18 protein-coding genes are annotated in these 22,630 nt (G+C 62.3%); 8 read left to right on the forward strand and 10 right to left on the reverse strand.

Features of this window, described 5'->3' with window-relative positions:
* Positions 1 to 277 precede the first annotated feature (277 nt).
* From PG892_RS12005 to PG892_RS12015, 3 genes are all read left to right on the forward strand, one after another.
* A complete protein-coding gene (locus PG892_RS12005; protein WP_270825438.1) occupies positions 278 to 1,246 on the forward strand; it encodes a hypothetical protein in 969 nt (322 codons plus the stop codon).
* 217 nt (positions 1,247 to 1,463) lie between these two features.
* Positions 1,464 to 2,096, forward strand: a complete 633-nt coding sequence (locus PG892_RS12010) for a topoisomerase DNA-binding C4 zinc finger domain-containing protein (RefSeq protein ID WP_052816477.1) — start codon at positions 1,464 to 1,466, stop codon at positions 2,094 to 2,096.
* 25 nt (positions 2,097 to 2,121) lie between these two features.
* Positions 2,122 to 2,979: a nuclease-related domain-containing protein gene (locus tag PG892_RS12015; RefSeq protein WP_103858272.1), complete on the forward strand. Its 858-nt coding sequence runs from the start codon at positions 2,122 to 2,124 to the stop codon at positions 2,977 to 2,979.
* Positions 2,980 to 3,048: 69 nt separating this feature from the next.
* Here PG892_RS12015 and PG892_RS12020 read toward each other — a convergent pair whose 3' ends face one another.
* The 6 genes from PG892_RS12020 to dapB all read right to left on the reverse strand — a co-directional run bounded on the left by PG892_RS12020 (position 3,049) and on the right by dapB (position 13,519).
* Positions 3,049 to 4,212 carry a DUF1615 domain-containing protein gene (locus PG892_RS12020; protein WP_181023077.1) on the reverse strand — a complete coding sequence of 388 codons (1,164 nt, stop codon included), beginning with the start codon at positions 4,210 to 4,212 and terminating at the stop codon, positions 3,049 to 3,051.
* Positions 4,213 to 4,357: 145 nt separating this feature from the next.
* The gene (locus PG892_RS12025; RefSeq protein WP_270825439.1) at positions 4,358 to 5,263 is read right to left on the reverse strand and encodes a GGDEF domain-containing protein; all 906 of its coding nucleotides are present in this window, start codon (positions 5,261 to 5,263) and stop codon (positions 4,358 to 4,360) included.
* 244 nt (positions 5,264 to 5,507) lie between these two features.
* Positions 5,508 to 7,166: a 2-isopropylmalate synthase gene (gene leuA / locus PG892_RS12030; RefSeq protein WP_042014680.1), complete on the reverse strand. Its 1,659-nt coding sequence runs from the start codon at positions 7,164 to 7,166 to the stop codon at positions 5,508 to 5,510.
* A gap of 503 nt (positions 7,167 to 7,669) precedes the next feature.
* Positions 7,670 to 10,894 (reverse strand): carbamoyl-phosphate synthase large subunit, encoded by a 3,225-nt coding sequence (carB, locus tag PG892_RS12035; protein ID WP_041213100.1) that lies wholly within the window; start codon positions 10,892 to 10,894, stop codon positions 7,670 to 7,672.
* A 16-nt stretch (positions 10,895 to 10,910) separates the two neighbouring features.
* Positions 10,911 to 12,047, reverse strand: coding sequence for a glutamine-hydrolyzing carbamoyl-phosphate synthase small subunit (carA, locus tag PG892_RS12040; RefSeq protein ID WP_103858270.1), 1,137 nt, complete (start codon positions 12,045 to 12,047; stop codon positions 10,911 to 10,913).
* A 659-nt stretch (positions 12,048 to 12,706) separates the two neighbouring features.
* Positions 12,707 to 13,519, reverse strand: coding sequence for a 4-hydroxy-tetrahydrodipicolinate reductase (gene dapB / locus PG892_RS12045; protein WP_052816492.1), 813 nt, complete (start codon positions 13,517 to 13,519; stop codon positions 12,707 to 12,709).
* Between the two features lie 316 nt (positions 13,520 to 13,835).
* Between dapB and PG892_RS12050 the strand changes: the two genes are divergently transcribed.
* From PG892_RS12050 to serA, 4 genes are all read left to right on the forward strand, one after another.
* Positions 13,836 to 15,182, forward strand: coding sequence for a Na+/H+ antiporter NhaC family protein (locus PG892_RS12050; protein ID WP_270825440.1), 1,347 nt, complete (start codon positions 13,836 to 13,838; stop codon positions 15,180 to 15,182).
* Positions 15,183 to 15,286: 104 nt separating this feature from the next.
* On the forward strand, positions 15,287 to 15,883 hold the full coding sequence (locus tag PG892_RS12055) for a 5-formyltetrahydrofolate cyclo-ligase (RefSeq protein ID WP_104454356.1): 597 nt from the start codon (positions 15,287 to 15,289) through the stop codon (positions 15,881 to 15,883).
* Positions 15,884 to 16,026: 143 nt separating this feature from the next.
* Positions 16,027 to 16,680 (forward strand): ribose-5-phosphate isomerase RpiA, encoded by a 654-nt coding sequence (gene rpiA, locus PG892_RS12060; RefSeq protein WP_104454357.1) that lies wholly within the window; start codon positions 16,027 to 16,029, stop codon positions 16,678 to 16,680.
* A gap of 265 nt (positions 16,681 to 16,945) precedes the next feature.
* Complete coding sequence (serA, locus tag PG892_RS12065; protein WP_113977420.1) at positions 16,946 to 18,178, forward strand: phosphoglycerate dehydrogenase; 1,233 nt, start codon at positions 16,946 to 16,948, stop codon at positions 18,176 to 18,178.
* 78 nt (positions 18,179 to 18,256) lie between these two features.
* On the opposite strand, the gene PG892_RS12070 is transcribed toward serA, so the two are convergent.
* Entirely contained in the window at positions 18,257 to 18,637 is a 381-nt protein-coding gene (locus PG892_RS12070) for a diacylglycerol kinase (protein WP_052816484.1), read from the reverse strand.
* A gap of 141 nt (positions 18,638 to 18,778) precedes the next feature.
* Between PG892_RS12070 and PG892_RS12075 the strand changes: the two genes are divergently transcribed.
* A complete protein-coding gene (locus tag PG892_RS12075) occupies positions 18,779 to 19,843 on the forward strand; it encodes a 3-deoxy-7-phosphoheptulonate synthase (RefSeq protein WP_010675196.1) in 1,065 nt (354 codons plus the stop codon).
* A gap of 207 nt (positions 19,844 to 20,050) precedes the next feature.
* Here the strand turns inward: PG892_RS12075 and PG892_RS12080 are convergent, their stop codons facing one another.
* The 3 genes from PG892_RS12080 to PG892_RS12090 all read right to left on the reverse strand — a co-directional run bounded on the left by PG892_RS12080 (position 20,051) and on the right by PG892_RS12090 (position 22,625).
* Complete coding sequence (locus PG892_RS12080) at positions 20,051 to 20,824, reverse strand: ATP-binding cassette domain-containing protein (protein ID WP_270825444.1); 774 nt, start codon at positions 20,822 to 20,824, stop codon at positions 20,051 to 20,053.
* Complete coding sequence (gene btuC, locus PG892_RS12085) at positions 20,811 to 21,818, reverse strand: vitamin B12 ABC transporter permease BtuC (protein ID WP_039041213.1); 1,008 nt, start codon at positions 21,816 to 21,818, stop codon at positions 20,811 to 20,813. The genes PG892_RS12080 and btuC overlap by 14 nt, the downstream gene beginning before the upstream one ends.
* Positions 21,819 to 21,893: 75 nt before the next feature.
* Positions 21,894 to 22,625 (reverse strand): substrate-binding periplasmic protein, encoded by a 732-nt coding sequence (locus PG892_RS12090; protein ID WP_270825441.1) that lies wholly within the window; start codon positions 22,623 to 22,625, stop codon positions 21,894 to 21,896.
* Between the last annotated feature and the right edge of the window lie 5 nt (positions 22,626 to 22,630).

A 22,630-nucleotide genomic window follows, 5' to 3' on the forward strand; every position in this document is an offset into this window, starting at 1 on the left:
GGGGCATGCAGTCGTGGCAAGCCCTCCGATGCCATATCGGCTCTTGAAGCTGGCTGAGGGTCATGGGTAATCAGGTAAATTAATGTCTGTGATTTCTGCCCAGCGGTTCACCCTTCTCGCCCCCCCTGCCCCCGCCAAAGCGAGGGCAGCTTGGCCCATCAGGCCAATGCGCACACCCCAAAACAGGACGGGTCGGCCCTTGCCAGGCTGCCAAGCCAGATGAAACCCGTTACAGTGTGAACATGCCCCAATGGACGGGGTACTCATGGAGCCAGGTATGGCAAGACAGCTCTCTTTTCACACACTTTCCTTGCTGGCGGTTATTGCCGGCGTCTCTGCCGGTCTTGTGACAAAGGCCCGTGCCAGCGACGAGAGCCTGGTTCAACAGCGCGCCAACGCCGTCGTCTCCCTGATGAGCTACGCCGTGGTGCCGGATATCACCGCCAGCAACCTGAATATCGGCAGCGGCACCAACGACACCTCCGCCCTCACCATCACCCAGTTCGGGGGTGGCGCCACCCTGAGCGAGGATGTTCCCCTCTATCTGGAGGGCACCCTGGGTTACAGCCGCTACGATCCCCAGTTTGTGTTCACCGATGGCAACGAGACCCGCACCATACCCACCAAATGGAACAGCCTGAGCGCCACCGGCGGCATCGGCTGGGATATCGGCGTCCACCGGGATCGCTTTGGTGGCAATCTGGTGCTGCGGCCCATCGCCAATGTCACCCTGGGCACGGTGGCCAGCGACCTTCGCATCGGGGCCGCCCTGCTCGAGCACAGGAGTGGCCAGAATCTGGACTTCCTCGACGGCGGCACCCTCAATGTCTATGGCCTCGGCGGCTCATTGATGCTGGACTATGAACTCTTCTCCGCCGCCCAGGACATCGATGCCGAGCTGCGCTACTCCTACCAGCATCTGCAAAGCTTCACCGGCACCGCCGAGAGCGTCAGCGGTCAGGCCGATGCGGAAAACCTCGGGCTTTACCTGCGCCGCCGCGCCCCCCTGTGGCACTGGACCCTGCTGGACAGGCCCCTTCGCTACGTGCTGGAAGGGGCCAGAACCGAATACCTGGGGCAGCAACGGGGGCAGCTCGGTTTCAACAGCCTCAACTCCCTGGGACTTGGCCTCGAACTCGACAGCAGCAAGTACGACATCTTCATCACCCGCACCCGGCTGGTGGCCCGCTATATGCTCAGCAACAGTACCAGCGGCTACTCCATCGGACTGGCGATGAGTTTCTAGCGCAGCAAGGCGACATGAACCGTCCCCATCACCAAATCTCTGACTGAACGCACATTTGACTCCATTGCCGCTATGAGGTCCCACCTGTATCTCCTAGCATGGGGATACGGACGGTGGGTGAAGACGTAAAGCAGAACCACGCCGGGGATTGTGGTCAGGCTGACTGCCTACTGTTGAGCAGAGAACACATGACATTTCCAGGGACAGGGAGCTTGTTATGGCCAAATTTCTGAATACCAGCGCAACCAACTATTTCCTCGAAGAGCTGATAAAGGATGCCAAGGAGCGGTTAATCCTGATCAGCCCCTTTCTCAAACTCAATGACAGGATCAAGGAGCTGCTGACCGACAAGAACCGGCTCAAGATCGATGTGCGGATCGTCTATGGCAAGAGCGAACTCCAACCGGAAGAGATCAGCTGGCTCAAGGAGCTCACCTATATCCGCACCAGCTTTTGCAAAAATCTCCATGCCAAGTGCTACCTCAATGAGGAGATGTGCATTGTCACCAGCCTGAACCTCTACGAATTCAGCCAGGTGAACAACAACGAGATGGGGGTGTTGATCCGGCGGGCGGATGACAGTGAGCTGTACCGCGATGCCTACGATGAAGCTCAGCGCATTATTCGGGTGAGCGAGGAGGTGCGCATCACGTTGGAGCGCGTCGCAAGCGACAGTGACCCGCAGGACAACGTGGCCGCCCATGCAGGTACAGCACCGGTTTGTCCAAAATGCGGCACAACCATGGTACTGAGGACCAGCAAACGGGGAGATACCAAGGGTAACAGCTTCTGGGGCTGCCCCGAATACCCCAAGTGTCGCAGCATCATCCCCATCGAGACCCATCCCTGACCGGGATCTGTGAAGGCTAAATCACATGGATATCACTGCTGCCATAGCGCCGCTGCTGACTCAGCTCTGGTTTCTCCTGCCACTGCTGTTGATTGCCACCCTGCTCAAAACGGCCTGGTTCAAAGGGATGGTCGGGGAGTGGTTTATCAATCTCTGTATTCGGCTATTTCTCGACAAGCGGGAATATCGCCTGCTCAAGGACGTGACCCTGCCCACCCCCCAGGGCAGCACTCAGATCGATCACGTGATCGTCTCTCGCTTCGGGCTATTCGTGATTGAGACCAAGAACATGAAGGGCTGGATATTCGGCAACCCGACCCAGAAAAGCTGGACCCAGCAGATCTATCGCCGCAAGCACAGCTTCCAGAACCCGCTGCATCAGAACCACCTGCACATGATGACCCTCAAATCCCTGCTGGGGCTCTCAGACAACCAGCTTCACTCCGTCATCTTCTTTATCGGCGACTGCACCTTCAAGACCCCTATGCCGCAGAACGTGATGAACCGCGGGCTCATTCGCTACGTCAAGGGTATAACCACGCCGGTATTGGCCGAGAGCGAGGTCGCTCACGTTGTCGACACCATTCAACAAGGGCGACTTGCCGCCAACTGGCAGACTCACAGACAGCATGTCACCCAGCTCAAGACTCGTCATGCCGACCCATCCGCCAACCATGTTTCCACCCGCGAACCTGTCAGGCAATCAGTTGCAAACCCACCCTCACAGAGCGTATCGCCACCGGACAATCCACCCCCGATCTGCCCCAGATGTGGCAGCACCATGGTATTGCGCACTGCCGGTAGAGGTGACAACAAGGGAAAACCGTTCTGGGGATGCCATGAATTCCCCACATGCAGGGGGACCAGAGCGCTGATGAAGTAGATGGGAAAGCTGAACGACGGAGGCATAAAACAAAGGCGGCCAATTGGCCGCCTTTGTTATTTCAGCAAATCAGCGGATCGTTGCCATCTTCTGCACGCAGCGCTGCTCGCGCTCATCCACCCGCTTGGCAAACCAGGCGGTGGTGAGATTGCGGGTGATCTTGGGGCTCTTTAGCTGGATACCGGGCAAGATGGCGCGGGGTTGCCGTGTCCCGGCCTGTTTGTCGGCCAGGGCGAAGACCCTGTGGTAGAGATCGCTTTTGGCAAAGTCGCTGCTGTCCCCCAGCTTCAGGCTCTGGTGAATGGCCTGCTTGCTCATGTTGACGCGGCTGGCAACGCTGTGGACCGCGAGTTCGGTCTTGCCGGGCAGATCCGAGTCGTAGCGGATGAGATCCCCATCCAGGGCCAGGGGCTTGCCACTCACCCGGCTTACCGCCGCCTGGAAGGCCGCATTGCGGCTCGCGTACCAGCCCGCATTGAAGTCGGCGAAGCGATAGAGGGTATCCGGGTAGTCCGCGGGATAGCCGAAGATGTGTTTGGTGCCAAACCAGATGCCGCCGCGACGAGTGAACACCTCGTGGCGAATGGACTCCTTCACGGGATAGGGGTAGCCACGGGCGTTGGCCTCAGCAAAGGCGACGCTCACCTGCATGGGGCCGCCGGTGCGTACCGGGTTGAGATTGCCAAAGAGCTGCTTGCCCATGGGGACGCTGCCTGTCATGTCTTCGAAGATCTCGCTCATCTCCCGCTCGGTGCGAAGTTTGTCGATGCGCTCGGCATAGCTCTTGCCGGTGGGGGATTGGATGGAGAGGGCCGTGCGCACCATGAACTCGGGGATGAGCAGCTTGCCGGCCCGGGCATTGATCTCCTTCCAGGCAATCTTGTTGAGGTTGGGCACCACGGGGTCCGCCTGATAGGTCGCCTCCTGCTCCGCCACCGCCAGCACGCTGCAGACGTTGTGATCGCTCACCGTCAGCCCCTGGGTGGTGAGCGCCGTCACCACGTCATTGGCCCAGCCTGGCTTGTCCACCACGCTGCGCGGCAGGAAGCGCACGATGCGGCTCTTCATGTCGGCCGGTTTTTGCGGCTGCATCGCCTTGGGAATGGGGCGCCCCGCCGGCGTCGCCGGGCTGGTCGGGGCGGGAGGCTCGCTGGCACAACCCGACAGCAGGGCAAGGGAAAGCAGTGACAGCCAGCGCCAATGGGCATCAAACAAGGAGTGAGAGGGGATCATGAAGGCTTCCTGAAGAGCGGGACCTGCCCCTCATCGCGAATGAGAGGGCTCGAATGCATGGAGGCGGACATTGTAGGGAACAAGTCTGACAAGATGAAGGCGGATGAACCGGCTGGCCCGCTGGCTGCGGCATTCCCTGGCGTCATCACGCCAGCTCCACCCGGTTGCGTCCCAGGTGCTTGGCCTGATAGAGGGCGAGATCGGTGCGCTGGAGCAGGGCATCCACCCCCTCCCCGCTCTGGCTGATACCCAGGGCAAGGCTCACGGTGAATCTTACCCCGTCACCTGAGACCAGCTCTTCGGTCGCGCACCTTATCTGCTCCGCCAGCGCACGGGCCTTGTCGCCCGTCATGCCGGGCAGCCAGATGGCAAACTCCTCTCCCCCAAGGCGTGCCACCACCCCATCCAATGGGCAGAGCTGGCGCAGCAGGGTGCTGAATTCACGAAGTACATTGTCGCCGATGGCGTGGCCATAGCGATCGTTGATCAGCTTGAAGTGATCGAGATCCAGCAGCAGGAACGGCGTCCCCTCCTCTCCGTGAGCCTCCAGCACGGCGCGAAACGCCCGGCGATTGGAGAGCCCGGTCAGCTCGTCTGACATGGCGAGGGAGGAGAGCCGCATCTGGGTGCCATACATCTGCTGCACCATCAGCAGCACACCCCAGGCCGAGGCCAGCATGCCGATCGTGCGCAGGCTATCTTCCACCGTGGAGAGCCACCAGGGCTGGAAATAGGCCTCATCCATCAGATCGATGACGCCGGAAACGAGCCAGAGGGTCAGCCCGCCTGTGAGGGAGAGATAGGTTTTCAAGGTGATCTGGGCACACTGCACCACCCAGAACATGAACAACAGGGTCAACACGTTGAGCGCTTCGGCCAGAGCCCCGACGGTATAGAGGTTGTGCTCCGCCAGGGGATCAAAGCTGGCCCCGTCCAGGATCCCCGTCAGCAGCAGCAGACAGGGCAGGCTCACCAGCGCGAGACGACGGCAGGGAGGAAGCGAGAAGAACCGGGCGGGGTGAACGGATAACCTGAGGGGAGTCTTCATCATGTTTTGGGCTCCAAGCGCGCATGTCTTCTATCCCGAATGGCAGCCGTTGGCTGCCATCGCCAGCGAACCCCGACGGCATTCCTGGTGGCAAATCACTGATATTGTGGGCCGATTTTTCCATAAAAAACAATCCCCTCACCATATGGGTCAGGGGATTGTTGCAACGGGGACGGCGCGATCTGCCGTGACATCGGGGTGGGCGGCCCTTCCCTGCTCGCCCTCACGGCAAGCGGGCAGTGCCGCCTCAGGCGCTCTGGCGCAGGGCCTGATGCTGGGCGGCGCCGTTGATCACCGCCTGCAGGGAGGCGTTGACCACGTCGCGACCGACGGCGACGCCACACATCCGGGTGCCCTCGACGCTCAGCAGCACATAGGCGGCGGCGCGGGATTCGGTGCCGGCGGTGAGCGCATGCTCGGAGTAATCCAGCACATCGATGTGCATGCCGGTCTGACGCTGCCAGCCGTTGACCAGGGCGGTGATGGCTCCCTCCCCTTCACCGCACAGTTGCAGGGTGCCGTGGGGGGTCTGCAACTCCAGGCGCAGGCTCTCCTGACTGTCATGACCGAGCTGGAACCGCCCGATGCGATAGCCGTGGGCAGGCTCGAGATAGTGCTGCTCGAACAGGGTGCGGATCTGCTCCGGGCTGATTTCGCTGCTGCTCGCCTCAGCCTCGGCCTGCACCCGGCGGCTGAAGTCGATTTGCAGCCAGCGCGGCAGTTGCAGACCGAGGTCACGTTCCAGCAGATAGGTCACCCCTCCCTTGCCGGACTGGCTGTTGATGCGGATCACCGCCTCGTAGCTGCGACCAAGATCGGCAGGGTCGATGGGCAGGTAAGCCACGTCCCAGTAGTGATCCGGTTTTTCTGCCGCGAGAGACTTGCGGATGGCGTCCTGGTGGCTGCCGGAAAACGCCGTGTAGACCAGCTCGCCGGCATAGGGGTGGCGCGGGTGCAGGGCAATCTGGGTGCAGGCCCCCACGGTGGCGACGATGGCATCCATGTCAGACAGGTCCAGCTCGGGGTCAATCCCCTGGCTGTAGAGGTTCATGGCCATGGTGACGATGTCCATGTTGCCGGTGCGCTCCCCGTTGCCGAGCAGGGTGCCCTCGATGCGATCCGCCCCCGCCAGCACCGCCAGCTCGGCGGCGGCCACCCCGCAGCCTCTGTCGTTGTGGGTGTGGATGGAGATGCTCACCTCGGGTCGCGCCTTGAGGTGTCGGCAGAACCACTCCACCTGATCCGCAAACACGTTGGGGGTGCTCACCTCCACCGTGGCGGGGAGGTTCAGGATCATGGGACGGGCAGCGGCACGCCACTCGTCGATGACGGCGTCACACACCTCGACGGCGAACTCCACCTCGGTGCTGCTGAAGCTCTCCGGAGAATACTGGAAACTCCACTCGGTGTCCGGATTGCGGGCCGCATACTCCCGCACCCAGCGCGCCCCCTGCACGGCGATGGCCTTGACCCCGTCCTTGCCTGAGTTGAACACATAGTTGCGCTGGGTCGGGTTGACCGAGTTGTAGACGTGAACGATGGCCCGCTTCGCCCCCTTGAGGGCCTCGAAGGTGCGGGCGATCAGATCTTCGCGCGCCTGCACCAGCACCTGGATGGTGACGTCATCGGGGATGAGGTTGCGCTCGATGAGTTCGCGCACAAAATCGAAGTCGGGCTGGGAGGCCGCCGGGAAGCCCACCTCGATGTGCTTGAAACCGATGTGGGTCATCAGCGCCCACATTTGCAGCTTCTGGGCCACCGTCATGGGCTCGACCAGCGCCTGGTTGCCATCGCGCAGGTCCACGGCGCACCAGAGCGGTGCCCGCTCCAGTACCCGGTTGGGCCACTGGCGATCCGCCAGGTTGATCACGGGGGCACGGCGGTATTTGCGATGATCGAAGCTCATATTCAGATTCCCTTGACGGATGGGCGAGGCGCCGGACGACCGGGCCGACAGGCGGGTGGGGCAAGGAGGGGAAGCGGGTTGGTGCGGTAACACCGTCCCTGACGAGTCGCGCGGCGGTAACCCCGCGACCGGTTTTCCTGCGGCCCCCGTCGGTCACCGGGGCCGGCCACGGCAGCCGGATCGGGCTGCGGGCGCTGATCCTCTCGCACGCCACCTTTCGGTGTGTCGGCGCAGACGACCTTGTTTGTATGAGCACCCAGTATAGGGAGGTCGTGGGGGCGAGAGATTGCGAAGATTGCACCATTTCATGTCAATTAAGCAATATGGATGCAGTGAATACCCAATAACGGGGTGAATATCACCACCCATGATGGATTATTCGCCATCTCACCCATCTTCCTTGCTGGCGCCCCCCCGGAAGTGGCAGGGCGCAGGCAATAAAAAACCCCGCCATCGCTGGCGGGGTTTGCGTGCATCGAGCGGGCAGTGTGCTGCCGGTGCTCTTAGCGGTTGTTCACCTTCTCATGCAGCTCCTGCACCGAGTTCACATTGGCGGTGGCATCGACACTGATGGCCATGCAGGTGGCGAAGGCCGCATGCAGCGTGGTGGTGTAAGCCACCTTGTGCTGCAGGGCGCCACGGCGCAGCTGCTTGGAATCCTCGATGGCCTGACGACCCTCGGCGGTGTTGACGATGTAGGTGTACTCGCCATTCTTGATGCGATCCAGAATGTGCGGACGACCCTCGTGCACCTTGTTGACCAGACGCGGGTTGATGCTCGCCTCGCCCAAGGTCACGGCGGTGCCGTGGGTGGCGTCGAGGTCATAGCCCAGCTCCAGCAGCTTGGCGGCCAGGTTGACCACCCGTTCCTTGTCGCCGTGGCGCACGGACAAGAGGGCGCGACCTTCGCTCGGAACCTGGTGACCGGCACCCAGCTGCGCCTTGGCATAGGCCTCGGCGAAGCTGCTGCCCACCCCCATGACTTCACCGGTGGAGCGCATTTCCGGACCCAGCAGCGGATCCACACCCGGGAACTTGGCGAACGGCAGTACCACTTCCTTCACCGAGTAGTAGGGCGGGATGATCTCGGTGGTAAAGCCCTGTTCTTTCAGGCTCTGACCGGCCATGACACGGGCGGCAATCTTCGCCAGCGGGGCACCGGTGGCCTTGGAGACAAACGGCACGGTACGGGCGGCACGGGGGTTCACCTCGATGAGGTAAATCTCGTTGTCTTTCACCGCGAACTGCACGTTCATCAGACCGACCACGCCGAGTTCCAGCGCCAGCTTGCGCACCTGCTCGCGCATCTCGTCCTGAATGGCCTTGGACAGGGTGTAGGGCGGCAGGGAGCAGGCGGAGTCACCGGAGTGGATACCGGCCTGTTCGATGTGCTCCATGATGCCGCCGATAACCACATCGGTACCGTCGCAGATGGCGTCCACGTCCACCTCGGTGGCGTCGTCCAGGAAGCGGTCCAGCAGCACCGGCGACTCGTTGGAGACGCTCACTGCCTCGGCGAAGTAGCGGCGCAGGTCCTGCTCGTCATAGACGATTTCCATGGCGCGGCCACCCAGCACGTAGGAGGGACGAACCACCAGCGGGTAGGTGATGCGCGTGGCCAGTTGCACGGCCTGCTCCAGGGCGGTGACGGTGCCGTTTTCCGGCTGCTTGAGGCCGAGGCGCTCGACGGCGGACTGGAAGCGCTCGCGATCTTCCGCGCGGTCGATGGCATCCGGGCTGGTACCAATCACCGGCACGCCGTTCGCTTCCAATGCCCGCGCCAGTTTCAGCGGAGTCTGGCCGCCGTACTGGACGATGACGCCCTTGGGCTGCTCGACCCGCACGATTTCCAGCACGTCTTCCAGGGTGACCGGCTCGAAGTAGAGACGGTCGGAGGTGTCGTAGTCGGTGGAGACGGTTTCCGGGTTGCAGTTGACCATGATGGTCTCGTAACCGTCTTCGCGCAGGGCCAGGGCCGCGTGCACGCAACAATAGTCGAACTCGATGCCCTGACCGATACGGTTCGGGCCGCCACCGATGACCATGATCTTGTCGCGGTTGGTGGGGTTGGCCTCGCACTCTTCGTCGTAGCTGGAGTACATGTAGGCGGTGTTGGTGGCGAACTCGGCCGCGCAGGTGTCGACCCGCTTGTAGACCGGGAAGATGTTGTGGCGGGCACGCAATTTACGCACTTCACCTTCGGCCACGCCTAGGATCTTGGCCAGACGGGCGTCGGCAAAGCCTTTGCGCTTGAGGGCGCGCAGGAAGTCGGCGTCGAGACCGGCCATGCCGCGCTCTTTCACCTGCTCTTCCAGTTTCACCAGCTCTTCAATCTGCACCAGGAACCAGGGGTCAATCTTGGTCAGCTTGAACACGCCATCCATGGAGAGGCCGGCGCGGAAGGCGTCGGCGATGTAGAAGATGCGCTCGGCACCGGCATCCTGCAGCTCGTGACGGATGCGGGTCAGGGAGTCGGGGGCGTTGAGGTCAACCATGGGGTCGAAGCCGGTCTTGCCGGTCTCGAGACCACGCAGGGCCTTGTGCAGGGACTCCTGGAAATTGCGGCCGATGGCCATTACTTCGCCGACGGACTTCATCTGAGTGGTCAGACGGTCGTTGGCGCCGGCGAACTTCTCGAAGTTGAAGCGCGGCACCTTGGTCACCACGTAGTCGATGGCCGGCTCGAAGGAGGCCGGGGTGCGACCGCCGGTGATGTCGTTCATCAGCTCGTCCAGGGTGTAACCGATGGCGAGCTTGGCGGCGATCTTGGCGATGGGGAAGCCGGTCGCCTTGGAGGCCAGCGCAGAGGAGCGCGACACCCGCGGGTTCATCTCGATGATGACCATGCGGCCGTCTTTGGGGTTGATGCCGAACTGGACGTTGGAGCCGCCGGTCTCGACACCGATCTCGCGCAGCACCGCCATGGAGGCGTTGCGCATGATCTGGTACTCCTTGTCGGTCAGCGTCTGGGCTGGCGCGACCGTGATGGAGTCACCGGTGTGGATGCCCATGGGGTCGAAGTTCTCGATGGCGCAGACGATGATGCAGTTGTCGTTGCGATCCCGCACCACTTCCATCTCGTACTCTTTCCAGCCGATGAGCGACTCGTCGATGAGCAGCTCCTTGGTGGGGGAGAGATCCAGGCCGCGTTCGCAGATTTCGACGAACTCTTCGGTGTTGTAGGCGATGCCGCCACCGGAGCCGCCCATGGTGAAGGAGGGACGGATGATGCAGGGGAAGCCCACCATCTGCTGCACGCCCCAGGCCTCTTCCATGTTGTGGGCGATGCCGGCACGGGGGCATTCGAGACCGATGCTGCGCATGGCCTTGTCAAAGCGGGAGCGATCCTCGGCCTTGTCGATGGCGTCGGCGGTGGCGCCGATCATCTCGACACCGAACTCCTTGAGCACGCCATGCTGCTCCAGCGCCAGGGCGCAGTTCAGCGCAGTCTGACCACCCATGGTGGGCAGGATGGCGTCCGGGCGCTCTTTCTTGATGATCTCGCGCACCACTTCCCAGGTGATGGGCTCGATGTAGGTGGCGTCGGCCATCTCCGGGTCGGTCATGATGGTGGCCGGGTTGGAGTTCACCAGGATGACGCGGTAGCCCTCTTCTTTCAGGGCCTTGCACGCCTGGGCGCCGGAGTAGTCGAATTCGCAGGCCTGACCGATGACGATGGGGCCGGCGCCGAGGATCAGGATGCTCTGTAGGTCGTTACGTTTTGGCATGGCTCTCTTTATCCTCTTAGGCGCGATACTGCTTAATCAATTCAATAAAGTGGTCGAACAGACCGGCACAATCGTGCGGGCCCGGGCTCGCTTCGGGGTGACCCTGGAAGCTGAAGGCCGGACGGTCGGTGCGATGGATGCCCTGGAGCGACCCATCGAACAGGGAGACGTGGGTGGCACGCAGGCACTCGGGCAGGGTCTGCTCGTCCACCGCAAAGCCGTGGTTCTGGGCGGTGATCATCACGGTGTTGTCGTCCAGACTCTTCACCGGGTGGTTGGCACCGTGGTGGCCGAACTTCATCTTGATGGTCTTGGCGCCGGAGGCCAGGCCCAGCAACTGGTGGCCCAGGCAGATACCGAACACCGGCGTGTTGGTATCAAGGAAGGTCTTGATCGCCTCGATGGCGTAGTCGCACGGCTCGGGGTCGCCGGGGCCGTTGGAGAGGAAGATACCATCCGGGTTCATCGCCAGTACCTCGGCGGCCGGGGTCTTGGCCGGCACCACGGTCAGGCGGCAGCCACGGTCCACCAGCATGCGCAGAATGTTGCGCTTCACGCCGAAGTCGTAGGCCACCACATGGTATTTCAACTCATCGGCCGTCGGGGTGACATGACCCTTGCCGAGCTGCCAGCTGCCTTCAGTCCAGCTGTAGGATTCGCTCACGGTCACTTCCTTGGCCAGGTCCATCCCCTTCAAACCGGGGAAGGCGCGGGCCTGTTCGAGGGCATGGGCTTCATCGAGCTGCTTGCCGGCCAGGATGCAACCGGCCTGGGCGCCTTTTTCACGCAGGATGCGGGTCAGCTTGCGGGTGTCGATGTCGGCGATGCCAACGATGTTGTGAGACTTGAGGTAATCGGAGAGGGATTGCTGATTGCGGAAGTTGGAGGCCAGTATCGGAAGGTCCCGGATGATGAGGCCCTGAGCATGGACCTGACTGGACTCTTCATCTTCGCTGTTGGTGCCGGTGTTGCCTATATGGGGGTAAGTGAGGGTAACGATCTGACGGGAATAGGAGGGATCTGTGAGGATTTCCTGATAACCCGTCATCGACGTGTTGAAAACCACTTCACCAACGGAACATCCCTCGGCGCCTATCGACACGCCTTTGAACACAGTTCCATCTTCCAGCACTAGCAATGCAGTGTGATTCAAGACAACCTCCAGTTATTTAGCTTTAAATTCAGCAATTTACCTGGGTGTTGCGGGCTCGGTTCCGGTCTTTGACAGGACTCGAACCCGGCAGATTTCTGGCAAATTGGGCGCATTCTACTTAAAAACGATCTCATTTCAACGTCTTTTCTCGTTTGAAATGCATCTAAATTCAATAAACAAGCAACATTACCCATTATCTATGCACTCACTCGCTTTGCAACCCCCTCTTCAAAAAGAAAAGCCAAACACAGACCACAAAGCGGCGCCCGATGCCATGCAACGTACAAAAAACCAAATTTACCACTTAATAAACAGCAAGATAGAAAATTAAAAAATAAACAACACAACAGCAAAAACACCATTTGAAGCCAGAAAAGTGAACGCCAAGAATAGAAAACGTTTTTCTTGGATTGCATTTTTAGTCTATTTCACATCAAGGCGAAATGCCCCCCGCAGGGGAATATTGAGACCCAAACCCGTTACCCCTTGATGACATTTTTGTCGCAAGAGGGTGGCAGGCTTGTAAGAATGGCAGGATTTAGCGAGGTTCACTCAAAAAGTGATGATTAAGGCTCATTTCTACAAAAAAGTGACAAAAAACCCCGGCGGACCGGGGTTTGGCAACCAGTACGGGAGTCTGCACTCCCCCTGAAGTCGGTTTATTTCAGACCGAGCACATCCTGCATATCATAGAGACCGGCCCCTTGCTGGCCGAGCCACTTGCCCGCCCGCACTGCACCGTTGGCGAAGGTCAGACGGCTGGAAGCCTTGTGGCTGATCTCGACCCGCTCGCCGATGTCGGCGAACATGACGGTGTGCTCCCCCACCAGATCGCCGGCGCGGATGGTGGCAAAGCCGATGGTGTTGCGATCCCGCTCACCGGTGATCCCCTCACGGCCATAGACGGCGCACTCTTTGAGATCCCGGCCCAGGGTTTTCGCCACCACCTCCCCCATGGAGAGCGCAGTGCCGGACGGAGCATCCACCTTGTGTCTGTGGTGCCCCTCGATGATCTCGATGTCGGTGTACTCCCCCATCACCCTGGCCGCCTGCTCCAGCAGCTTGAACACCAGGTTGACCCCGACCGAGTAGTTGGAGGCGAAGACGATGCCGATCTGCTTGCCCGCCTCGTGCAGGGCCGCCTTGCCCGCCTCGTCAAAGCCGGTGGTGCCGATCACCATCTGCTTGCCATGAGCCAGTGCAAAGGCGAGGTTCGCCAGGGTCACCTCGGGGCGGGTGAAGTCGATGATGAGATCGAATTCGTCCTTCACCTTCTCCAGACTGTCGCTGATGATGACGCCAAGGCGCCCCAGGCCGTTGAGTTCACCCGCATCCAGACCCATCACGGCAGAGCCCGGTCGTTCCAGCGCCGCTCCCACCACCACGCCCTCGGCGTTGGCGATAGCCTCCAGCAGCACCTTGCCCATACGACCATTACAGCCCATCACGGCCACACGGATCGGATTGTCCATCTCCACCCTCTCATCTCTTTATTATGGAAAGAGACCGTTTTACCAGCCCGCGTCCCCTTTGAAAAGCCCGATCTGGCCCGCCAAACCACCCCGACATTTAAACGATAAATTCAATAAAAACAGAATAAATAACGGAATAACCAGACAAGTCAGAATCACGAAGCAAAAAGCCCTATCCATCTGGACGGCTATCTTGACCCGGGCGGGCCGACTCACTACTGTTGCCCCCCCATGGTGGCAGGATGCCCGCCCTGTGCCCGCCCCGGAGGCGCCACAGGCAACGACAGGAGGTCATTGTTCAAGTTTCGAGGAACACATGATCCAGACCCAACCCCGTGCCAGAGCCCTGCTGCCCCTTCTGGTCTTTCTTGCCATCTTCATCGGAACCGGTACCTGGCTGACCCTGCAGGGGGTCGAGTTTGCCTTCTACCAGCTCCCCGCCCCCGTTGCCGCCCTGCCTGCCGTCATGCTGGCCCTGCTGATGGGACGCGAGGGGTTCAACAAGAACCTCGAGACCTTCTTCAAGGGGGTGGGCGAGAGCAACATCATGGCTATGTGCCTCATCTATTTGCTGGCGGGCGCCTTCGCCACCGTGGCCAAGGCCACCGGTGGGGTGGATGCCACGGTCGCCCTCGGCCTCTCCCTCATTCCGGGCTGGTGCCTGCTGCCGGGGCTCTTCCTCATCTCTGCCTTCATTGCCACCGCCATGGGTACCTCCATGGGCACCATCGGCGCCGTGGCACCGGTGGCGCTGGGCGTCGCCCAGGCCGCCGGCATCGATCCGATGCTGATGGCGGGGACCATCCTCTCCGGCGCCATGTTCGGGGACAACCTCTCCATCATCTCAGACACCACCATAGCCGCCACCCGCAGCCAGGGCTGCGAGATGAAGGACAAGTTTCGCGAGAACATCAAGATTGCCGCCCCCGCCGCCGTGCTGGTGATCCTGCTCTATCTGGTGCTGGGCTCCACCGGTGAAGCGCCGGCTCCCACCGCCGAGGCGGACTTGCTCAAGGTCGCCCCCTATCTGCTGATCCTGGTGCTGGCCCTCTCTGGCATGAACGTCTTCATGGTACTGGGGCTCGGCATCCTGGCGGCCAGTGGCGTGGGGCTGCTTGGCAGCTACTCCCTCGGCCAGTTCAGCAAGGACATCTATCAGGGCTTCACCAGCATGCAGGAGATCTTCCTGCTCTCCATGCTCATCGGCGGTCTGGGTGCCCTGATGGAACGCCAGGGGGGGCTAGCCTGGATAAGTGAGCGCATCGCCGCCCTGATTGCCCGCTTCACCCGCCACCACGATGGCGAGCAGAACGAGAAGGCGGCCGAGCTCGGCATCGCCGGCGTGGTGAGCCTCACCAACCTGTGCACCGCCAACAACACTGTCGCCATCATAGTCGCGAGCAAGGTGGCCAGGGATCTGGCGGACCATCACGGGGTCACCCCGCGCCGCGCCGCCTCCATGCTGGACATCTTCTCCTGCGTGGTACAGGGGCTGATTCCCTGGGGCGCCCAGGCGCTGCTGCTGGGTTCCATCTTCGCCCTCTCTCCGATCCTGGTCGTGAGCATGAGCTTCTACCCCATGGCGCTGGCCCTGGCCGCCATCGTGGCCGTCTTCCTCAAGCACCAGATGGGGGCAGTGGCTCCCGCCCCCCACCGTTCCTGACGCCCGACCTCAGGGGCCGCCCGGCTGGCGGCCCCGCCATCGGCTTTTCATCCCGTCGGCCCCTTGCTAAGGTAGCGCCAGCCCACCTTTGCCCAGGAGTCCCCATGCCGGATACCCAACCCGAACGCCAGAACCTGCGCCAGCTCATTCGCCAGCGCAGAAAAAGCCTGAGCCAGGCCGAGCAGCAGGCGGCGGCCCAACAGCTGGTCGAGCGCTTCCAGGAACACCCCGGCATCCTCGCGGCCAGGCGCATCGCCCTCTATCTGGCCAACGACGGGGAGCTCGATCCCCTGCCTGCCATCCACTGGCTGTGGGCCCAGCAAAAGGAGGTCTACCTGCCGGTGCTGCACCCCTTCACCCCGGGTCACCTGCTCTTCTTGCGCTACACCGCCACCACCCCCATGACCCGCAACCGCTACGGCATCGCCGAGCCCGAGCTCGACGTGCAGCAGGTGCTGCCCCACAGCATGCTGGACATCATCTGCGCCCCGCTGGTGGCCTTCGATGAGGCTGGCAACCGCCTCGGCATGGGGGGCGGCTACTACGATCGCACCCTCGCCTGCTGGCACGAGCACCAGCTCGGCCCAAGACCCCTGGGGCTCGCCCACGATTGCCAGCAGGTGGATGCCGTCCCCCGGGAGCAGTGGGACGTGCCGCTCCCCCAGATCATCACCCCCAGCCGCAGCTGGCACTTTGCCTGATGAGGCGGGGGCACCCCCTTCGGTTCAATAAACAGGCAAACGATTTACATCTTGGGGATTTTTGCGCCGGAACGTGAGCACCATGGTCGCTCTGGGGGGGATGCTTGGATATAATGCGCCCGCTTTTTCCATAAGGATCCATCATGACTCAAGATGAAATGAAGAAGGCGGCCGGTTGGGCTGCGCTCAAATACGTGGTACCCGGCACCATCGTCGGGGTGGGCACCGGCTCTACCGTCAATCACTTCATCGACGCACTGGCGACCATGAAAGACCAGATCAAGGGCGCGGTGTCGAGCTCCATCGCCTCCACCGAACGCCTCAAGGGTCTCGGCATCCCGGTGTTTGACCTCAACCACATCGATGCCCTCTCCGTCTACGTGGATGGTGCCGACGAGATCAACGCCAGCCGCGACATGATCAAGGGGGGCGGAGCCGCCCTGACCCGCGAGAAGATCGTCGCCGCCGTGGCCGACCAGTTCATCTGCATCATCGACAACACCAAGACCGTCGACGTGCTGGGCACCTTCCCCCTGCCGGTGGAAGTGATCCCCATGGCCCGCGAATACGTGGCCCGCGAGATCCGCGCCCTTGGCGGCAACCCGGTGTGGCGTGAAGGGGTGGTGACCGACAACGGCAACATCATCCTGGACGTCAAGGGCATGGCCATCACCGATGCCAAGGCTCTGGAAACCCGCCTCAACAGCATCGTGGGCGTGGTCACCAACGGCCTGTTCGCCCACCGTGGCGCCGACGTTGTGCTGATCGGCACCCCCGAGGGTGTGATCACCAACTAAGGCCTGCTCCCCGGACCTCCCCCTCCGGGCAAGCCCCCGCCCGGGTCAGTCAACCTGACTGCCCCAAATGGACAACGGCGCCTCATGGCGCCGTTTCTGGTTATCCCTCAATGGCTTGTAGCAGCACATCTGCAACAATCGTTGATAACTTCAAAGAATTTGACTTTCGTCACAAATATTCCCTCTCCCAAACGTTTTTGCTACTTTACGGTTTTCTTCACACTGCAAGCCTGAACGCATTTTTCAAAACAATAGAGGGAACGTCATGACAGTCAAGTTTTCGCTGGACAAGGATAAGATCAAGGTACTGCTGCTGGAGGGAGTCCATCCCAACACGGTGGAGACCTTTCGGGCAGCCGGCTACACCAATGTGGAATATCTGAAGACGTCCCTGTCGGAAGAGGAGTTGATCGAGCGCATTCGTGACGTGCATTTCGTGGGCCTGCGTTCACGCACCCAGATCACCGAGAAGGTGCTGGATGCCGCCACCAAGCTGGTGGCCATCGGCTGCTTCTGCATCGGCACCAACCAGGTCTCCCTCGACGCCGCCCACGTGCGCGGCATCCCCGTCTTCAACGCCCCCTTCTCCAACACCCGCTCCGTGGCCGAACTGGTACTGGGGGAGATCCTGCTGCTGCTGCGCGGCATTCCCGAGAAGAACGCCAAGTGCCATCGCGGCGTTTGGGAGAAGCTGGCCAACCGCAGCGTCGAAGCCCGCGGCAAGAAGCTCGGCATCATCGGCTACGGCCACATCGGCACCCAGCTTGGCATCATCGCCGAGATGATCGGCATGAAGGTCTATTACTACGACATCGAGAACAAGCTCTCCCTTGGCAACGCCATCCAGGTGCCGAACCTGGTGGAACTGCTCAACATGTCTGACGTCATCAGCCTGCACGTACCGGAAACCGCCTCCACCAAGGATCTCATCGGTGCAGAGCAACTGCGCATGATGAAACCGGGCGCCATCTTCATCAACGCCTCCCGCGGCACCGTGGTGGACATCGACGCCCTGGCCGACGTCATCAAGAGCGGCCACCTCTCCGGCGCCGCCATCGACGTCTTCCCGGTGGAGCCCAAGTCCAACAACGAGGAGTTCCTCACCCCGCTGCGCGGCCTGGACAACGTGATCCTGACCCCCCACATCGGCGGCTCCACCCAGGAAGCCCAGGAAAACATCGGTCTGGAAGTGGCCAACAAGCTGGTCAAATACTCCGACAACGGCTCCACCCTCTCCGCGGTCAACTTCCCGGAGGTCTCCCTGCCCGGCCACAAGGGCTCCAGCCGCCTGCTGCACATTCACCGCAACCAGCCCGGCGTGATGAACCAGATCAACCAGATCTTCGCCGACGAGGGGATCAACATCGCCGGTCAGTACCTGCAGACCAGCAGCGAGATCGGTTACGTGGTCATCGACGTCGAAACCGAGCACAGCGAGAAGGCCCTGGCCCGTCTCAAAGAGATCAATGGCACCATCCGTGCCCGGATCCTGCACTGATAAGCCCTTATCTGCGCAGCAAAAAGCCCGTCGTGATGACGGGCTTTTTTATGTCAGGAGAAAGGTTGCTCTCGTAACCTACCACCAGCCCAGCAGGTTGCGGCCCACCAGGGCGCCCCACACCAGGGCATTGAGGGCCAGAGCGATGAAGACGGCGGCGGAGCCCAGATCCTTGGCGCGGCCCGAGAGTTCGTGATGCTCGGAGCCGATGCGATCCACCACCGCCTCCACGGCGGAGTTGAGTACCTCGACGATCACCACCAGCCAGCTGATGCAGACGAGCAGCAGGATCTCGTTGAGGGAGTCACCTATCCAGAATGCCAGCGGCATCAGCAGCAGGATGAGCAGCAGCTCCTGACGGAAGGCGGCCTCGTTGACCCAGGCCGATTTGAGACCTTTCATGCTGTAACCGGTTGCGTTGATGATGCGGGTGATCCCGGTCGCGCCTGGCTTTGCCACGATAACTACCTCATTTGAAATGGCTTTTGGGTTCACATCCTATCAGAGCCGCCCAAGGTTTCCATCGGGTGACTTTTGCTTTATTTTATTCCCTTGCATTTTGGCATCCCGCCCACCTTATCCACTCGAGAATTGAGTCGTATGTCCATTCACACCGATGAATTGCGCACCCGTCGCCTGGAGGCCCTGATCACCCCCAGCGAGCTGGCGCACGCCTTCCCGTTAACCGACACCATCGCCCAGAACCTGCTGGATGCCCGCCGCCAAGTGGAAGCCATTCTGTCCGGTGAAGATCAGCGCCTGCTGGTCATCGTCGGCCCCTGCTCCATCCACGATCCCGCCGCCGCCCACGAATACGCTCTGCGTCTGAACACCCTGCGTGAAGAGTACAAAGAGAGCCTGTGCATCGTGATGCGCACCTACTTCGAAAAGCCGCGCACCATCGTCGGCTGGAAGGGGCTCATCAATGATCCGCGCCTGGACGGCAGTTTCGACGTCAATGAAGGGCTGAAACTGGCCCGCAAGCTGCTGGTGGACATCAACGAGACCGGCATGCCCACCGCCACCGAGTTCCTCGACATGGTGACCGGCCAGTACATCAGCGATCTCATCACCTGGGGCGCCATCGGGGCGCGCACCACCGAGTCCCAGGTTCACCGGGAGATGGCCTCCGCCCTCTCCTGCCCGGTGGGGTTCAAGAACGGCACCGACGGCAACACCCGCATCGCCATCGATGCGGTGCGCGCCGCCCGTCACAGCCACATTTTCTACTCCCCGGACAAGGACGGCAAGATGACCATCTACCGCACCGCCGGCAACCCCTACGGCCACGTGATCCTGCGCGGCGGCCACAGGCCCAACTACGACACCGCCAGCATCGACGAGGCGTGCGAGGCTCTGGCCCAGGTGGGCCTGCCGGAGCGTCTGGTGGTGGACTTCAGCCACGGCAACAGCATGAAGGATCACCGCCGCCAACTGCTGGTGGCCCAGGATATCTGCGATCAACTGCGCCGTGGCCGCACCGGCATCGCCGGCATCATGGCCGAGAGCTTCCTGGTGGAAGGGCGTCAGGACGTGGAGAACGGCTGTGCCGCCACCTTCGGCCAGAGCATCACCGATGCCTGTCTGTCGTGGAGTGACACCGAAACCCTGCTGGCCATGCTGGCAGAAGCCGCCCAGGTGCGGCTGGACAAGCAGAAAGCCTGAGCAACCACTCAACGCTCTCTCTACCAAAAGAGCCAGGCATCACGGATGCCTAGCTCTTTTCATGTCCACGGTGATTCAATTGCCCCCTTGGCTTCACTCAGCCTCTGCAGGTTTTCAATGCTGTATCCGTAGTCGACAGAGCGGCTCCCTTCTCCCACTTGTTTCAAAAGAATGGGAGAAGGGCTGGGGATGAGGGGGGAGCCCGCCTCACAGGCTCGGCATAAACCAGATGCGGCCGGCCGCCTCGATGCGATCGGTGCGGATCTGGAACACCCGCTCCAGCAGCGCCTCGTCGATGATCCCGACGTCCCCTTCCCCCACCACGCGGCCCTGTTGCAGGCAGAGCACGCGATCCGCCCAGTCGATGGCCAGATTGATGTCGTGGATGGCCACCACCACCAGCAATCCCTGCGCGGCCAGTTGCTTGAGCAGCCGCAGCAGCGCCATCTGGTGATGCAGATCCAGCCCCGCCAGGGGTTCATCCAGCAGCAGCACCCGCCCGGTCGGATTGAGGCTTGGCCACAGTTGCAGTAGGGTGCGGGCGATCAGCACCCGCTGCTGCTCCCCCCCGGACAATCGGCTGAAGTCCCGTGCAAGCAGGGGCGCCAGTTCCAGGGCGTCGCACACATCCGCCACCGCCTGCGCCTGGGCATCGGGGGCCCCCTCCTCCAGCCCCAGGCTCAGCACCTGGAACACCGGGATGTGGAACAGCTGGGGCTGGCGCTGGGGCAGCATGGCGCGCCGCGTTGCAAGCTCGGGCCAGCTCAGGGTCGTGATGGCCTCTCCTCCCAGCAAGACGGCGCCATCGGCGGGCAGCAGGCCCGCCAGGGCCCCGAGCAGGGAGGACTTGCCACTGCCATTGGGGCCGAGCAGGGCCACCAGCTGACCACCGGGCCAGGCGAGATCCAGGGGGGCGAGGCGATGGGGGATGGCCAGGGCGCGGGCCTCCAGCCGCCAAAGGGCGGGATCAGCGGGACACATCGGCATCTTGCCTCAGCAGCAGATAGATAAAGAGCGGGGCGCCCACCGAGGCGGTGATGACCCCGATGGGCAGTTCACCGGCGTGCAGCGCCGAGCGGGCCACCAGATCGGCCCCGAGCAGCAGGGCGCCCCCCCCCAGCGCCGAGGCGGGCAGCAGGAAGCGCTGATCGCTGCCACCGCACAGGCGCAGCAGGTGAGGCACCACCAGGCCGACGAAGCCGATGACGCCGCACAGGGAGACCGCCACCCCGGTGAGCAGGCAGACCGCCAGCACCAGGCGTACCCGCATGCTGTCCACGTTCAGCCCCATAAGGCGGGCCTGGGTCTCCCCAAGCAGCAGTTGTTGCAGTGCCCGCCCCTGCCAGCAGAGCCAGCCGAGGGTGAGGGGCAGCACCAGCCACCACCAGGCGAGCTGCTGGCTGCCGTAGGCGAGGCTGCCCATCATCCAGAACATGAATTCCCGCAAGGCGCCGTCGTCGGCGAAATACATCAGCCAGGTCATGGCCGCATTGGTAAGGATGCCGATGGCGACCCCGAACAGCAGCAGCCGCCCATGGCCGAGCCGTGCCCGGCGTGCGAGACGGATGAGCAGCATGGTCACCACCAGGGCGCCGCCAAAGGCCGCCAGCGACAGCCCCCAGCCCGGCAGATAGAGCCCGAGCCCCTTGGCCACCGCCATCGCCACCATGGCGGCCAGCCCAGCGCCACTCGAGACGCCGAGCAGGCCGGGTTCCGCCACCGGATTGTGCAGCATCACCTGGAGCACGGCACCGCCGCAGGCAAGGGAGGCCCCCGCCAGCAGAGCCAGCAGGGCGCGCGGCAGGCGCAGCTCCAGCAGGATGCGCAGCTCCAGATCCCCCAGCGGCTGCCAGGGCAGCAGCACGAACTCCCCGAGGGCGAGGGAGAGCAGGAACAGGGCCAGGGTCAGCAGCGACAGCAGGAGCAGCCAGCGGCGCTGCCAGCGCTGCTGGCGACGGATGAGAGCGAGATACACGGGATCCCCAAGAAGCGAGGCCCGCCGGGGGGCAGGCAGGAAAGCTGCATGATAACAGCGCGTTACCACCCAAGGTCAAGGCTGGTAGGGCTTGGCCAGCGCCGCTATCTCGCCGCTCTCCACCATGACTTGCAACGCCTGCGCCAGCTTGGGGCCCAGCTCGTGGTGGGGTGAGTGCTTGCTCATCCCGAGGTAGAGCACCACCGGGTTGGGGGGCTGGAAGGGCGCCTTGACGAGGCCGGCGTCGTTGCGCTGGCTCAGGGCGTAATCCACCTGGCAGTCGGTCCCTATCATCAGGGGCAGGTGGCCCCGCTCCACCATGCGCTGCAACTGGTCTTCGGTGGGGACCCCGTGCTTGTCGAGCTGGGTGTCGCCATCGAAGGGGGGGAAGTAGGCGGAGTTGAGCACATAGCCAATCTCGCGGCCTCGCAGATCCTCGTAGCGCCTGAGGCCGGCCACGGCGGCGGGCTTGCCATAGAAGGCAGGCCGGCACTGGTAATAGGACGGCTGCAGGTAGTTGATGAAGGCGGCCCGCTCCTCGGTGTGAGCCAGCCCTATCATCAGATCCACCTGACCGGTCTGCATCTGTTTGAGTGCCCGTCCCCAGGGCACCCGTTTGAGGGTGAGCACAATGCCGCTGCGTGCCTGCAACTGGCGCAGAATGTCGATATCCAGCCCCTGGAAGTCGTCGTTCTCTGCCAGCATGCGAAACGGCGGCCAGACATCGGTGGCCACCGTCAGGGTCGGCGCACCTTGCGCCCAGCAGGCAAACAACAGACAAAGCGCACCCCAGCTTGTCTTGCCCATCCAGC

Origin of the sequence: Aeromonas sp. QDB68 (assembly GCF_027707405.1) — a bacterium.
GTDB classification, from domain to species: domain Bacteria; phylum Pseudomonadota; class Gammaproteobacteria; order Enterobacterales; family Aeromonadaceae; genus Aeromonas; species Aeromonas caviae.

Coding starts and splice junctions, on each gene's coding strand:
- PG892_RS12025 (WP_270825439.1), bottom strand. CDS start 5,263: ATGATGAAGACTCCCCTCAGGTTATCCGTTCACCCCGCCCGGTTCTTC.
- PG892_RS12090 (WP_270825441.1), bottom strand. CDS start 22,625: ATGGGCAAGACAAGCTGGGGTGCGCTTTGTCTGTTGTTTGCCTGCTGG.
- PG892_RS12055 (WP_104454356.1), top strand. CDS start 15,287: ATGCCGGATACCCAACCCGAACGCCAGAACCTGCGCCAGCTCATTCGC.
- leuA (WP_042014680.1), bottom strand. CDS start 7,166: ATGAGCTTCGATCATCGCAAATACCGCCGTGCCCCCGTGATCAACCTG.
- PG892_RS12015 (WP_103858272.1), top strand. CDS start 2,122: ATGGATATCACTGCTGCCATAGCGCCGCTGCTGACTCAGCTCTGGTTT.
- PG892_RS12075 (WP_010675196.1), top strand. CDS start 18,779: ATGTCCATTCACACCGATGAATTGCGCACCCGTCGCCTGGAGGCCCTG.
- PG892_RS12080 (WP_270825444.1), bottom strand. CDS start 20,824: ATGTGTCCCGCTGATCCCGCCCTTTGGCGGCTGGAGGCCCGCGCCCTG.
- PG892_RS12050 (WP_270825440.1), top strand. CDS start 13,836: ATGATCCAGACCCAACCCCGTGCCAGAGCCCTGCTGCCCCTTCTGGTC.
- dapB (WP_052816492.1), bottom strand. CDS start 13,519: ATGGACAATCCGATCCGTGTGGCCGTGATGGGCTGTAATGGTCGTATG.
- rpiA (WP_104454357.1), top strand. CDS start 16,027: ATGACTCAAGATGAAATGAAGAAGGCGGCCGGTTGGGCTGCGCTCAAA.
- carB (WP_041213100.1), bottom strand. CDS start 10,894: ATGCCAAAACGTAACGACCTACAGAGCATCCTGATCCTCGGCGCCGGC.
- PG892_RS12010 (WP_052816477.1), top strand. CDS start 1,464: ATGGCCAAATTTCTGAATACCAGCGCAACCAACTATTTCCTCGAAGAG.
- serA (WP_113977420.1), top strand. CDS start 16,946: ATGACAGTCAAGTTTTCGCTGGACAAGGATAAGATCAAGGTACTGCTG.
- PG892_RS12020 (WP_181023077.1), bottom strand. CDS start 4,212: ATGATCCCCTCTCACTCCTTGTTTGATGCCCATTGGCGCTGGCTGTCA.
- PG892_RS12005 (WP_270825438.1), top strand. CDS start 278: ATGGCAAGACAGCTCTCTTTTCACACACTTTCCTTGCTGGCGGTTATT.